The following is a 13,978-nucleotide window of genomic DNA, read 5'->3' on the forward strand; positions in this document are numbered from 1 at the left end:
ACTACCCTGATCATCCTCAGCGGTTATGACGAATTCACCTATGCCCAGCAAGCAATGCGGTATGAAGTCACCGAATATGTGCTCAAGCCGGTTTCTGTGGAAGATCTCTGCAAATTGCTGGAACGGCTGGGCAAACGTCTGGATGAAGAAATCAAGAGGACCCAGGACCAGGACCGCCTGCGCCAAGCCTATCAGCAGGTTCTTCCGTTGATCAGGGAAAAATTTTTGGTTTCGCTGTTGACTTCCGTCCACCCGACCTCAGACGCAGCCTTGGTCGCCAAAGCCCAGGAATACGGATTTGACCTGGACAAGGATGAGTTCATGGTGGCCATCATTGAGACAGACCACATGCAGGATGATGTCCTGCAGTCATTGGCAATGTTCGAAGTGGTGGAGGATGTCCTCAAGAAGGAGGACGGTAACCGGGTGTTCATGTTCGAGAACCAGATCGTCATCATCTTCAGTGCACAAAGTCATGCAGAACCCCATTATGATTCGGTTTTCCGGAAGCAAACCTACCGAAAGGCCGAACAACTCCAGGCCTATCTGCAAAAATACAACTTCCCTGTGGTGCTTGGGTTCGGAAATCTCGTCCATTCACCTTCGGCGATCACCCAATCGTATCATCAGGCACTCACTGCATTGAACTATAGTTCCAGCTATCCCGAACAATCCCTTTTATTCATCAGCGATCTTGAGAAGATCCCGTTCGAGCAACAACAGGCAAGGATGCAGGAACTGAAGGCGGACGTGTTGGTGGCAGTGAAAATGGGCTCGGAGGAACAGGTGCAGGAGGCGGTCAATCAGCTTCTGGGAGAACAGCTGGCCTCGTTGGAACTCCACCGGATGCAGGCGCTTGTCTTGGAGCTCTCCTACTCGCTTGAGGATTTGGCCCACTCCTACGGGCATACCACCTTTACACTTGCCGAAGAAGAAGGAAGGAACCTCTTCTCCGAGCTTTCCTCATTGACTACACTGGGCAAAGCCCGTCGATGGTTCACCAGGCTCTGCCTCACCTTGCGCCAGGCCATTGCAGGACAACGGGAAAATTCCCATATCCAATTCATCGGCCAAGCAAAGGCTTTGATCGCCAAACATTTTACTGAACCCGGGTTCGGACTCGAACAAATCAGTGAAATGATCGGGGTAAGCCCTTCTTACTTCAGTTCAACTTTCAAGCGGGAAGTAGGCAGCAGTTTCGTCCAGTATCTTACGACCATGCGGATGGATCGGGCACGGGAACTGTTGGTGAAAACCGAGGGAAAGACCTATGAGATCGCCCAATCCGTCGGATTCACAGAACCGAATTATTTCAGTTTCTGCTTCAAACGTCACGTGGGGGTCTCCCCCTCCCAATACCGACAGGCCAACCGATGAGCACCATCAGAGGTCCGCATTCCATCAAAACCATCCTCACCTTCGCCATTGCGGTGGTCTCCATCTCTTTCACCCTGCTTGTCTCGGCCATTCTCTTCAGCCAGTTCTCTTCGACGATCCGGGAAAACGCCACCGTCTCCACCCGTGAAATCGTCAGGCAGGTAAACGCAAACCTTAACTACTATACCAATGACATTCTTACCGTTGCAGGGTATGCCGGGGATTTGTCCAAGCAAACAAACAACCTCTCGCGGACGGAAATCGAGCAGCGGCTTCGTTCCATCGTTGACAGTCGGCAGGATATCGTCTGCCTGATTCTCTTTGATCTGGAGGGGAACATCCTGCTTTCCACCATAGACGCTCCGGTACGTCCCAAGGAGGAACTGACCAACCAAACCTGGTTCACCCGTGCCTTGGGAGGAGAAGGGAACTTCTATTTTACCGGACCGCATGTCCAACAGCTCTTCACCTCCAGCTATCCTTGGGTTATCACCTACAGCCAACAGATCAGCTATATCAACGAAGAGGGGGAACTCAGCCAAGGACTATTGTTGATCGACATGAATTTCTCGGCAGTCAGCGAGCTCTGTCAGAGTGCGAAGCTCGGGAACACCGGATATGTCTACTTCATCGACAACAACGGCAAGATCGTCTACCACCCGTATCAGCAATTGATAAACTCGAATCTTTTTGACGAGGATCTGGACTCCGTGCAGGAACATATTTTCGGAACCTTCACCAATATCTTCGAAGGCAGGGAGCGGCTGGTCATCATCAATACAGTGAACAATGCACGCTGGAGAATCGTCGGCGTTGCATACATGGATGAATTGATGGCCGGCTTGAACCAATACACCACCGTCATGATCATTGTCCTTGCCTTCTGCATAGTTATTACGATCCTCCTCGCCCGTTCGGTATCAGCCTACATCAGTCGGCCCATTCGTGAGTTGGAACGACTAATGAACAGCGTGGAACGAGGGGATTTTTCCGCTCCTCCCACCGTCGGAGGGAACCAGGAAGTGGCTGCCCTTTCCCAAACCTTTGCCTTGATGGTGGGACGCATCCGTCAACTGATGGATGACATCGTCAAGAGTCAGGAAATGAAGCGTAAGTTCGAACTCGACGCCCTGCAGGCAAAGATCAATCCACACTTCCTCTACAATACTCTCGATTCCGTGGTATGGATGGCTGAACAGAATGATACCGAAGGGGTCATCACCATGATTACGGCCTTGGCCAAGCTGTTCAGGATATCGATCAGCAAAGGCAGGGACATCATCACCCTCAGCGAGGAGCTTGAACATGTACGCAATTATCTGATCATCCAGCAGATCCGCTATCAGGATAAGTTTGAGTTCACCATCAGCATGGAGGAAGGCATGGAGAACCTGCCGACGATCAAACTCATCGTGCAACCGATCGTAGAGAATGCCATCTATCATGGAATCAAATATCTGCAGGAGATGGGGCACATCGACATCAAGGTATTCAAAAGAAAACCGGGAGCAATCGTCATCGAGGTTCGGGACAACGGGGTGGGCATGGATGCACAGAAACTGGATACGATCCTAAGTCTGGAAGGACCGCCGCACAAGAGTGGTGCGGGAATAGGAGTGCGGAATGTTCATCAGCGCATCCAGCTCTACTACGGCTCCGACTATGGTCTGGAAATATCCAGCGAGTTGGACGAGGGAACGTTGGTACGGCTGGTCATCCCTGAACAGGCCCCGATTCATCCGATAAAGGTGGCACAACCATGAAACGCATCATCCTGCTTCTTCTGATCATTCCCCTGCTCTTCGGTTGTTCAGCCAAGAAAAACAAACCGGAAGATCCGTACCGCATCGCCGTGATTACGATGATGCAAGGCGGGGAATTCTGGGGTGCATTGAAAAACGGAGCGCGGAGTGCCCGAAGCGCAACCGGCGCAGTTTTGGAATTCTTCGCCCCGGTCAACGAGTCCGACTATGAAGGACAGATCACCATGGTGGAAAAGGCCATCGACCAGGATTTCGATGCGATTATCCTCTCTCCCAGCCACTTTACCAGACTGGAGGATTCCGTGGCCAGAGCCCGAGGCAAAGGCATCAAGGTGGTACTCGCCGATACCGGTTTGAAGAACCAAGCCGCTGATTTTTCCATTACCGCCGATTACCAGGCGATCGGGAAAGCCATGGCCGAGCGGGCGTTCTCCCACTTCTCAGCGGACCAACCGATCAAAGCTTTGGTCCTCGGTTCCATGCCCAACAGCACGAGCATGACACAGATCGTTGAATCGCTGGTCCAAGCGTTCAATGCCAGAGACAATGCCCGGATCGTCAGTGCCACATACAGCTTTACCGACGAATCCATCGCCCGGGACATTACCCGCAATGCGTTCAAGAGTGATCCCGACATCAATTTGGTGTTCGCCTTGGAAGAATATACCGCCCATGGGGTTGCCAACGCCTTGGCAGACCACGCTCCGATCTGTTTCATTGCATTTGGAACTACACAATATGAGATCCAGCTGCTGGAGGAAGGGGTCATCGATGCTCTGGTGGTAGTCAACTCGTTCAATATGGGATATCGGTCGGTCCTGGCTGCCGTCGATCTGCTCAATGGTACCAAACCCGCCAAAAAGCTAGTGGACTTTGCACTGGTGACCAAGGAAACAATGTTCAGTGAGGAGCATCAACGGTTGCTGTTCCAAACATTCCAGTAATATGAAAAGAAAGAGGGCAGGATTGCTCCTGCCCAATGTTTACGATACACCAGACACTATTTCTTCTGGACGTATTTACGGATATCGAAGGAAACTGCGGCCACGATGATGGCACCCTTGATGATATTCTGCCAATACGGATTCACGCCGATGAAGGTAAGCCCATAGTTGATGAAACTAAAGATGATGACACCTGCTATGACGCCACTTACGGTTCCAACTCCACCAGTTGTCGAAACACCGCCGACGACACAGGAAGCAATGGCATCGAGCTCATAGCCGTTTCCATAGTTGTTGGTGGCCCCTCCGGTACGGGCAGCTTCCAGAACACCTGAAAGAGCAATCAAAAAACCACAAAGCCCGAACAATCCTACCAAGGTCTGGGTGATGTTGATACCGGAAACCGCCGCTGCCTCGGGGTTGCCTCCGACGGCATACACGTTCTTGCCGAAGACCGTCTTGTTCAGGACGAACCAGACGATGACCGACACGATGGCGGCGAATATGACGATGACCGGGATGAAGCTGATCGAACCGGAACCAAGATAGGTGAAATCGGCACGCAAGCCTCCGATCGGCTGACTGTTGTTCGGAGGAAGATTGAAATAGATCGAGTTGACACCGTAGATGATCAACATCGAACTTAAGGTGGCGATGAAGGCCGGAACCTTGAATTTCGCCACAATCAGTCCGTTCATCATACCAAAGAGCGTTCCAATGAGCAGGGCAAGCAGAATCGGTAAAATTATAGGGATTTGGCCCAAGCCCGGGTAGAATCGTCTGACATAGTCTGCGGTCTGGAGCATCGAAGCCGAAATAACGGCCGCCATGCCGACCATACGACCACCACCCAGGTCAACGCCGCCGGTGAGGATGACGAACATCATACCCAACGCCATGATGATTTTCGTCGAGCTCATCATCAAAATGTCCCTGAGGACCTGCAACCGCAGAATCCTGGGGTTGATGATGGCGATAATGATCACCAGAAGCAACAAGACCATGAAGATAGCCTTATCCATGACAAACTGTTTGATATTCTTCTTGCCCAACAGAGCATTTCCAACGGATTGCATATTCATTAGGTTCACCCTCCTAGCCGACATACTTGGTCGCCAGTTCCATAATTTCTTCCTGGTTCGTTTCTTTGCTGTTCACCGTACCGGCGACTTTACCTTCACTCATGACCACCACCCGGTCGGTCATTCCCAACAGTTCAGGCATTTCACTGCTGATCATGATCACCCCTTTGCCTTGGGCAGCCAATTCACGCATGATCACGTAAATCTCGTACTTCGCACCAACGTCGATGCCTCGTGTCGGCTCGTCGAGGATGAGAATATCAGGGACGGTAAGCAACCATCGTGCAAACAATACTTTCTGCTGGTTGCCACCGCTCAGGCTTTTGATCAAGGTACGGGCACTCGGTGTCTTGATATCAAGTTCCTTGATGCTTTTCTTGGTGTCGGTTGCCATTTTCGCTGCATTGAGCAAACCGCTCTTGTTTTTATAGGCGGTAATGTTGGCTATAACCAGATTTTCCTGCACGGAAAGCACGGGGAATATCCCGGTGGCTCTCCGCTCCTCGGTAAGCAATGCCATACCGAGTTTCTTTGCATCATAGGCACTGTTACAGACAACTTCCTTTCCCTTGACGAATAATTTCCCCTCGCTGTGGAGGCGAAGCCCGAAAACGGCTTCCATCACCTCGGTACGCTGGGCTCCGACCAACCCCCCGATTCCCAGAATCTCTCCCTTGTGCAGGGTAAAACTCACATCCTGGAAGCTTCTGGGATTCGGACTGGTATAGTGCTCAAGTCTCAGCAATTCACCGCCGATCTTGCTTTCACCGGCAGGGAATCGGTGGGTCAGATCACGACCGACCATGCGCTTGATGATGACTGCAGTCGTAAGTTCATTGGCAGGCCATGTGCCAACGTAGTGACCATCACGCATGATGGTTACTTCATCGGAAATCTTGAGGATTTCCTCCATCTTATGGGAAATATAGATGATGGCGACGCCCTTTGCCTTCAATGATTTGATGATGGCAAACAGATGCTCAACCTCATTCTCGGTCAACGAGGAACTCGGTTCATCCATAATGATGATTTTCGAATCGTAGGAGACTGCCTTGGCAATCTCGACACTCTGGGCCTTGGAGACCGAGAGTGTACGAAGCAGATCGGTAGGCTGGATGGTGGAAAGATTCAGATCCTTCAGCAACTCGGCCGTCTTCGCATACATTGTCTTATGGTCCACGACAGGGCTCTTGGCCCCTCCGATACGCGGATACCGGCCCAACCAAATGTTCTCCATCACCGACCGGTACGGGATCAAATGGAGTTCCTGGTGAATCATGGAGATTCCCAGGGAAAGGGCTTCCTTTACATTGCCGATTTTCACCGGCTGTTCATTGAAGAAGATTTCTCCTTCATCCATGGAATACAGCCCGAACAAGCATTTCATCAGGGTGGATTTCCCTGCACCATTCTCGCCCATCAGGGCATGAACCGTTCCCGGCCGTACCTTCAGGGTAACATCGTCCAACGCCTTGACGCCGGGAAACGACTTGGAGACATGGTTCATTTCAAGTACATACATGACATCCCTCGCCTCCCCGGGGTTACCGGGGTGTAGTTCCTTTAAAAAACCCTCCGGATTACCAGTTAACCCGGAGGGGGAATTCCTACATCTCAGTCCTTATTTAAACTGCTTGTAATTCTCCTTGGTGACCTTCTGATAGGGGACCCATACGTACTTGCCATTGGAAATGGTGTAGCCGATGGATTCGCTGGTCGGGGTCTTGCCCATGGCCAGATCATAGGACAGTTTGAAGGTAGCGCGGCCTTGGTTCACTGCGTCATTCAACACGGTGCCAAGCAGAGTGCCTTCTTCAAGAGCCTGGAGAGCGGGAGCGGTGGCGTCGACGCCTACGACCGGCATGAACTTTCCGTCCTTGAAGTAACCGGCAGCCTTGAGGGCTTCGATTGCACCAAGAGCCATGTCATCGTTGTTGGCGAATACAGCTTCGATCTTGTCGCCCTGGCTGGCGATGAAAGCGGCCATTTTTTCCTGACCTTTAACGCGGTCCCACATGCCGGTATCTTCAGCAAGCTTCTGGACCTTGATCCCTGCATCCTGCAGAGCCTTGATCGAATACTCGGTGCGCAGTTCTGCGTCCTGGTGTCCGGGCTCGCCCTTGAGCATGACATACTGCAAAACGCCATCACCATTCTTGTCCATGGACTTGTTGGCCTTCCAGTAGTCGGCGATGATCTGACCACTCATGGTACCGGACTCTTCAGCACGGGCACCAACGTAATAGATCTTGTCCCACTTTGCCATGTCTTCAGCGAGAGGTTCGCGATTGAAGAACACTACGGGGATGTTGGCTTTCTTGGCCTTGTCGATGATGACGCCGGCAGCGGTGCGGTCAACAGGGTTGATCTCCATTGCCTTCATACCCTTGGTGATGAACAGGTCGACCTTCTCATTCTGAGTGGCCTGGATGTTCATGGAGTCGACGACTTCAACCTTTGCATCAGTCTCAGCGGCGGCGGCGACAATTGCGTTGCGGACACCAGTCATGAAGGTGTCATCAAACTTGTAGATTGCACACCCAATCTCTACACCCTTGCTTTCGGCTTGCCCTTGGGCAAAAGCGGGAGTTACCAAGGCGAGTGCCAAGCACACAACGGCAGTAATCTTTTTCATAGATCCCTCCTAATGGATTTTCTCTGTATGCAGTCTTGCATGACCTTGGACAGCTGTACATGCAAATTTTTATGAACAATCTTGGTTTTTTTTCGATTCACAAAAAAAACTGCTATACAAGATTAGGAGCAGAACAACATGATGATTGAATATAATTGATTACTATAGTATATCTTACCAATCCATAAGAAAACTCTGAACTATGGTGATCACTTCATTTTCAGCAAGGCTCTCACGTGCATTGCTGCTTCCCGGGCCACTACAAGAGGTCTCGAAGAACCGGGAAGATTCGGCGGTAAACACAACCTCGCCACCCCCGGGAGGGAATGCATGCATCCAAGTCCATCCATCATGGTGAATATGTGCATCCTCATAGCAATCATACAAAAGGGCATAGGAATTGACCTGAGGGTCTGCACCCGGGTGCCAAGGCCTGCCCAGGTACACACTTTCCCTGGGAACGACATGGGTGGCCGTGAAACTGCATCGATGGAAGAGAAACCCGATGTCCTCGACTTTGGTGGAAGGGGCACTCACATACCCGGGCCCGTTGGAAACAATCGTGCACTGTTCAAACAATACAGTTCCCGATCCAAAGATAAAATCGATGTTGCCTTCGATCCGACACCCTTGCACCAGATGGGTGCCTGCATCCAGTAACAGTGTGTCCTGATGTCCAATGAAAGAGCAATCGGAAAGCAGCGTATGGTCACTTGAGCCGGTGGATCGGAAAGCCACAGCCTGCAGTCCCTTCACCTTCCCCGGATTGCGGGCAACCAATGCACGATGACAATCATAGTCGAAATCATTGGCAATACAGAGCTTCTCGGCCTTGAAATTCGGCTTTGTTGCCGTCAGGGTTGCCGATGCGAAAGTCCCCAGACTTCTGCCGTCCCGCTCGGTCATCGCAGCATCGTTGAAGGAAATACGGGTATTTTCCCTACCTCTGCCACGGATGGTGACATTTGGACGATCTACGAACACCTTCTCGGTATAGACACCCGCTTCCAATTGGATGATGACCGACTCCGACGACATTCCTATGCTTTGGAGTGCCTCATTAATACTGCTTCCCGGTCCGACTGATATGATATGTTCCTGCATGAGTCCATCATACGAGGATGTGTTTGGAGTATGAAGACAGCTGTTTCTCTTTTTCCGTAATACCGCAAAGAGGGCTGCCTTTCGGCAGCCCTCGCAACAAACTTAGAAATTGAAGCTTACATCAACGGACCGAGTTTCTCAAAGAAGCTCATGCGCTTCTTTGCATCTTCCTCTGCCCGGGCGAACAGCGTCTCGGCATTCTCAGGATTGGTCTTGTACAACGAAGTGTAGCGGACCTCGCCCTTGATGAATTCCTGGTATGAACCGGTAGCCGGTTTGGTATCCCAGGAGAATTTCTTGCCTTCCTCGAGAGCCGGATTGTAGCGGTAGAGCGGCCAGTAACCAGCTTCAACTGCTTTCTTCTCCTCAACCTGGCTGAACCGCATGTTCATACCATGGTTGATACACGGAGCGTAACAGAAGATGATGGAGGGGCCCTTCCAAGCTACTGCTTCCTGCAACGCCTTCTGGGCATGCAGGCGGTTGGAACCGAGAGCAATGGAAGCGACATACGCATGGCCATAGGTCATACACATGAAGCCCATGTTCTTCTTTCCAATCTCCTTACCAGCATTGGCGAACTTCGCAACGGCGGCAATCGGAGTGGACTTGGAAGCCTGTCCACCGGTGTTGGAATACACTTCGGTATCGAGCACCAGGATGTTGACGTTTCTGCCGGAAGCGACCACATGGTCAACACCACCGTAGCCGATATCATAGGCCCAACCGTCACCACCGATGATGAAGACCACCTTATCGGCGAAGTAATCCTTCAGCTCGTCGATCTTCACCAAAAGAGCCTTCTGTTCGGCATTGGCGACAGCCATAGCCTCGGGAAGTGCAGCCTGTACAGCCTTCTGGGCGGCATTGGCGGCTTCACTGGACTCAGACCACAACTCGAGGGACTTCTCGATGGCACTCTTCAGTGCATCGGTGGTTCCCAGAGCAAGCAGCTGATCAATGTAGATGCGCAGCTGTTCACGGTTGGAATCTACGGCAAGGCGCATGCCCAAACCATACTCAGCGTTGTCCTCAAAGAGGCTGTTGCCCCAAGCCGGACCCTGACCGTCACTCTGTCTGACCGTGTAGGGAGTGGTCGGGAAGGTACCGCTGTAGATGGAGGAACAACCGGTGGCATTCGCAACAATCATGCGGTCGCCACAGATCTGGGACACCATCTTCACATACGGGGTCTCCCCACAACCGGCACAAGCACCGGAGAACTCGAAGAGCGGCTGCTTGAACTGCAGACCCTTGATGGAACTCTCGGGAGCGCCGTCAAGCACATCATAGGGAAGTGCTTCGAAGAACTCTGCATTGGCGATCTCGCCGTTTGCACGCTCGGTGGCAATCGGGCTGAACTCAAGGGACTTGACCTTGGAGGGACAGGTCTCGATACAGACACCACAACCCTGGCAGTCCTCAGTATAGACCTGGATCTTGAACTGGAGGCTTCTGTCATTCTTGGTGCTGGACTTCAGGGTCTTGAAAGTCTCTGGAGCGCCTTCGAGATCCTTCGGATCAATTTGCTTGGCACGAATTGCAGCATGCGGACAGGACTGTACGCACTGGTTGCACTGAATACAATTCTCGGAAATCCAATGGGGAACGAAGGGAGCAACACCACGCTTCTCGAACTTAGCGGTAGCGGTCGGCAGGCTTCCATCGAACGACATCTTGGAAACAGGAATCTCATTGCCCTTCAGGTGCATGACCGGTTCCATGATGTCCTTTGCATAGTCGTCGGCATCCTCGGGGATCAAACGAGCGGGTTCATAGCTCTTGGTGATCTTCTCGGGAATGGAAACCTGATGCAGTGCATCGCTTGCGCCGTCAACTGCTGCCCAGTTCTTCTTGACGATTTCCTCACCCTTCTTGATGAAGGTCTTCTTGATATACTTCTTGATCAAATCAATGGCTTCCTCTTCAGGAAGGACTTCACTGATCTTGAAGAATGCAGCCTGCATGACCGTATTGATACGGGTACCGAGGCCTGCCTTCTCCGCAATCTCAAGTGCATTGATGTTGTAGAAGCGGATCTTCTTCTCGATGATCTGCTCCTGCATCTCACGGGTAAGATGTTCGAAGACTTCACTGGAAGGAATCTGGCTGTTGAGGAGGAATACGCCGTTCTTCTTCAACGGGCCGAGCATGTCATAGCGGCCGATATAGGCAGGATTGTGACAAGCAACGAAGTCGGCATGGTCGATCAACCACGGCATATCCAAGGAGCTCTTGCCGAAACGCAGATGGCTGACGGTGATACCGCCGCTCTTCTTGGAGTCGTAGGAGAAATATGCCTGAGCATTGAGATCGGTATTGTCTCCGATGATCTTGATGGAGTTCTTGTTTGCACCGACCGTTCCGTCGGAACCAAGACCCCAGAACATGCAGGACACCACACCTGCGGGCATGACGTTGATGTTCTCATTCACTGCAATGGAGCGGCCGGTCACATCGTCGTTGATGCCAACGGTAAAGTTGCTGAACGCCTTACCTGCAAGGTGGTCGAAGACAGCCTTTGCATGGGAAGGAGTGAAGTCCTTGCTGGACAGACCGAAACGGCCGCCGATTACCTTGACGTCATACTTGCCGAGCTGGCTGAGTGCGGTAACGACATCCTGATAGAGGGGCTCACCGAGGGAACCAGGTTCCTTGGTGCGGTCAAGTACAGCAACACGCTTCACGGAAGCGGGAAGCGCTGCGACAAAATGCTTTGCACTGAACGGACGATAGAGACGAACCTTCAAGACACCGGTCTTGCCGCCCTTCTTGTTCAGGTATTCGCTTGCCCATTCCATCGTATCCGCACCGCTGCCCATGATGACGACGACATCGGTGGCATTCGGATCTCCGACATAGTCGAAGAGGTGGTACGGGCGACCGGTAAGCTTGGCAACCTCGTCCATGTACTTCTGAACCATCTCGGGGAGGGCTTCGTAGTACGGGTTCACCGTCTCACGACCCTGGAAGTATACGTCTTCGTTCTGTGCGGCAACCTTCAATTTCGGGTGCTCGGGGCGCATGGCGCGCTCACGGAAACGGCGAACATATTCCTCGTTCACCAGCGGCCTGATCTCATCGTAGGAAATCTCCTCGACCTTCTGCAGTTCGTGGGAGGTTCTGAAACCATCGAAGAAGCTGAGGAAGGGGACTTGGGATTCCAGGGTGGCCAGATGTGCAACCAAAGCCATGTCCATGGTCTCCTGTACGTTGTTGGCACAGGTCATGGCGAAGCCGGTGTTGCGGCAGGACATGACGTCGGAGTGGTCACCGAAGATTGAGAGGGACTGTGCAGCAAGGGATCTTGCAGACACGTGGAAGACGGTCGGAATCATCTCACCGGCAATCTTGTGCATGTTGGGGATCATCAGGAGCAATCCCTGGCTTGCAGTAAACGTGGTGGTCAAAGCACCAGCAGAAAGAGCTCCGTGAACGGCACCAGCCGCACCAGCCTCTGACTGCATTTCCATGATCTCTACCTTTTTTCCCCAGAGGTTCTTGCGTCCGGTGCTGGACCAAGAATCCGCAAACTCTCCCATCGGAGAGGACGGGGTGATCGGATAGATTGCGGCGACTTCACTGAAGGCATATGCAATATGCGCAGCAGCGGTGTTTCCGTCAATAGTAACCCGGTTTTTGTTACCCATTTTGGCACTCCATAAAACAGTATTTGATGTGACCCGGAAGGGGTCACCCTATGCACGAACAAAAAAAAATCCACACAGATTTTCCACCTATCGATAATAAACCAATACGTGTTTGATTGCAACCTTCCCCAGTTTGATTTCGTTGATTGACAATCTTTTAGTCATGTACTATTTCCGTAGGTATGTATGGAGCGCAATATAACCGCATCCAAGCACAATGCAGATTCCTGCATTGATCAACCACAACTGCCGGTAGGAAACAACGAGCAGGAGCAATCCACCGAAGGTCGGTGAAATTGCATGTCCCAGACTGGAAGCGGTGGTCACATAGGCATTGCTGCGCGATCGAGTAGCCCGAGGGGCATAGGCATTGACGAATACATTGGCATTGGTCGCCATGAGGATCTCGCCGAATGTCCAGATGCAGGTGGCAGCCAGAAACAAGGGGAACGCATCACACCAAGCATACATACCATACCCCAGGACGAAGAAGAACATAGCCAGTGCCATGCTTGACAGCTGGCCCAACCGATACGTCCAGGCAGTGAGCGTCGTGGTTGCCACCAACACCGTGACAGCGTTGACCATCATCAACACGGCGTATCGACCGGTCCCGCTCTGCTCACCGAATAAAAACGAGAACTGCAACGGAAGCGTGAAGGTATTCTGCCCATACACCAGACTGTACAGTGAAAAAAACGCGTAGAACACCAGAAGCACCGTCTGCGGCCGGGCTTTCGAGACTTGAGGGGAGGGCTCTTCATTTCGCTCCACCGGACGGGTTTGCACCATTTTGATGGAAAGGCCCAGCAGGATGGTGGAAAGGCACAACAGCAAGGAGGAAAACGAAAACAGCAACACCAAGGAACGTGCATAGAGGAAGGAAGCCGCAACCGGACCTACCGCCACCCCGATATTCGTTCCAAGATACAGCAGACTGAAAGAACGCGAAAGCTGTTCGCTCTTGCTGAAGTCGGCAACCATGGTGTTGGTCAATGGGGACGTACCACCCCGGAAGGGACTGGCCAGCAAAATGAGATAGGGGACGAAATGTGGATGGGAAACATACAACATGGCACACAATAAATAGGAGAAACTGATCATGGATTGGTAGAATACCAAGAGCCGCTTGCTCCCAAATCGATCGGACAAGAAGCCGCTGGTCAGTTGGCCGAGCATCGTCAGCACGATGCTGGAAGACACGAACAATCCTGCCTGGGAACTGGAAAGCATAAGCTTCCCGGTGAGAATCAAAACCAACAGCATCTGCACAAAATCACCGAATCGATTGATGATCCTGATGACAAAGAGAATATAGATGCTGCGTTCCAATCCACGATACAAGGAAAACCCCGCCACAGGTGGACGGGGTTGTTGTGTACTCATGCTGTCTCCCTACCCTGTACAGAGGGTACGGAGAGAG

9 protein-coding genes are annotated in these 13,978 nt (G+C 52.0%); 3 read left to right on the top strand and 6 right to left on the bottom strand.

Annotation, left to right across the window (positions count from 1 at the left end; translation table 11 throughout):
• The 3 genes from AB7C91_RS00005 to AB7C91_RS00015 all read left to right on the top strand — a co-directional run.
• The coding region (locus AB7C91_RS00005; protein ID WP_428588289.1) for a response regulator transcription factor at positions 1-1,377 on the top strand (1,377 nt) is incomplete at its 5' end.
• On the top strand, positions 1,374-3,140 hold the full coding sequence (locus AB7C91_RS00010) for a cache domain-containing sensor histidine kinase (RefSeq protein WP_428588292.1): 1,767 nt from the start codon (positions 1,374-1,376) through the stop codon (positions 3,138-3,140). The genes AB7C91_RS00005 and AB7C91_RS00010, both read left to right, overlap by 4 nt.
• Complete coding sequence (locus AB7C91_RS00015; protein ID WP_428588295.1) at positions 3,137-4,084, top strand: substrate-binding domain-containing protein; 948 nt, start codon at positions 3,137-3,139, stop codon at positions 4,082-4,084. Before AB7C91_RS00010 ends, AB7C91_RS00015 begins: the two co-directional genes overlap by 4 nt.
• Before the next feature lie 56 nt (positions 4,085-4,140).
• On the opposite strand, the gene mglC is transcribed toward AB7C91_RS00015, so the two are convergent.
• The 6 genes from mglC to AB7C91_RS00045 form a co-directional block, all read right to left on the bottom strand.
• Positions 4,141-5,166, bottom strand: coding sequence for a galactose/methyl galactoside ABC transporter permease MglC (mglC, locus tag AB7C91_RS00020; protein WP_332447382.1), 1,026 nt, complete (start codon positions 5,164-5,166; stop codon positions 4,141-4,143).
• A 13-nt stretch (positions 5,167-5,179) separates the two neighbouring features.
• Positions 5,180-6,688, bottom strand: a complete 1,509-nt coding sequence (locus AB7C91_RS00025) for a sugar ABC transporter ATP-binding protein (RefSeq protein WP_332447383.1) — start codon at positions 6,686-6,688, stop codon at positions 5,180-5,182.
• A 99-nt stretch (positions 6,689-6,787) separates the two neighbouring features.
• Positions 6,788-7,801 (bottom strand): galactose ABC transporter substrate-binding protein, encoded by a 1,014-nt coding sequence (locus tag AB7C91_RS00030; protein WP_332447384.1) that lies wholly within the window; start codon positions 7,799-7,801, stop codon positions 6,788-6,790.
• Positions 7,802-7,975: 174 nt separating this feature from the next.
• On the bottom strand, positions 7,976-8,905 hold the full coding sequence (locus AB7C91_RS00035; protein WP_332447385.1) for a pectinesterase family protein: 930 nt from the start codon (positions 8,903-8,905) through the stop codon (positions 7,976-7,978).
• A 116-nt stretch (positions 8,906-9,021) separates the two neighbouring features.
• Positions 9,022-12,555, bottom strand: a complete 3,534-nt coding sequence (gene nifJ, locus AB7C91_RS00040; protein ID WP_428588301.1) for a pyruvate:ferredoxin (flavodoxin) oxidoreductase — start codon at positions 12,553-12,555, stop codon at positions 9,022-9,024.
• A gap of 168 nt (positions 12,556-12,723) precedes the next feature.
• The gene (locus tag AB7C91_RS00045; protein WP_428588304.1) at positions 12,724-13,941 is read right to left on the bottom strand and encodes an MFS transporter; all 1,218 of its coding nucleotides are present in this window, start codon (positions 13,939-13,941) and stop codon (positions 12,724-12,726) included.
• Positions 13,942-13,978: the final 37 nt, after the last annotated feature.

Source organism: Sphaerochaeta sp. (assembly GCF_050256055.1).
In the GTDB taxonomy this organism is placed as follows: Bacteria; Spirochaetota; Spirochaetia; order Sphaerochaetales; family Sphaerochaetaceae; genus Sphaerochaeta.

Coding starts and splice junctions, on each gene's coding strand:
- AB7C91_RS00010 (WP_428588292.1), top strand. CDS start 1,374: ATGAGCACCATCAGAGGTCCGCATTCCATCAAAACCATCCTCACCTTC.
- AB7C91_RS00015 (WP_428588295.1), top strand. CDS start 3,137: ATGAAACGCATCATCCTGCTTCTTCTGATCATTCCCCTGCTCTTCGGT.
- mglC (WP_332447382.1), bottom strand. CDS start 5,166: ATGAATATGCAATCCGTTGGAAATGCTCTGTTGGGCAAGAAGAATATC.
- AB7C91_RS00025 (WP_332447383.1), bottom strand. CDS start 6,688: ATGTATGTACTTGAAATGAACCATGTCTCCAAGTCGTTTCCCGGCGTC.
- AB7C91_RS00030 (WP_332447384.1), bottom strand. CDS start 7,801: ATGAAAAAGATTACTGCCGTTGTGTGCTTGGCACTCGCCTTGGTAACT.
- AB7C91_RS00035 (WP_332447385.1), bottom strand. CDS start 8,905: ATGCAGGAACATATCATATCAGTCGGACCGGGAAGCAGTATTAATGAG.
- nifJ (WP_428588301.1), bottom strand. CDS start 12,555: ATGGGTAACAAAAACCGGGTTACTATTGACGGAAACACCGCTGCTGCG.
- AB7C91_RS00045 (WP_428588304.1), bottom strand. CDS start 13,941: ATGAGTACACAACAACCCCGTCCACCTGTGGCGGGGTTTTCCTTGTAT.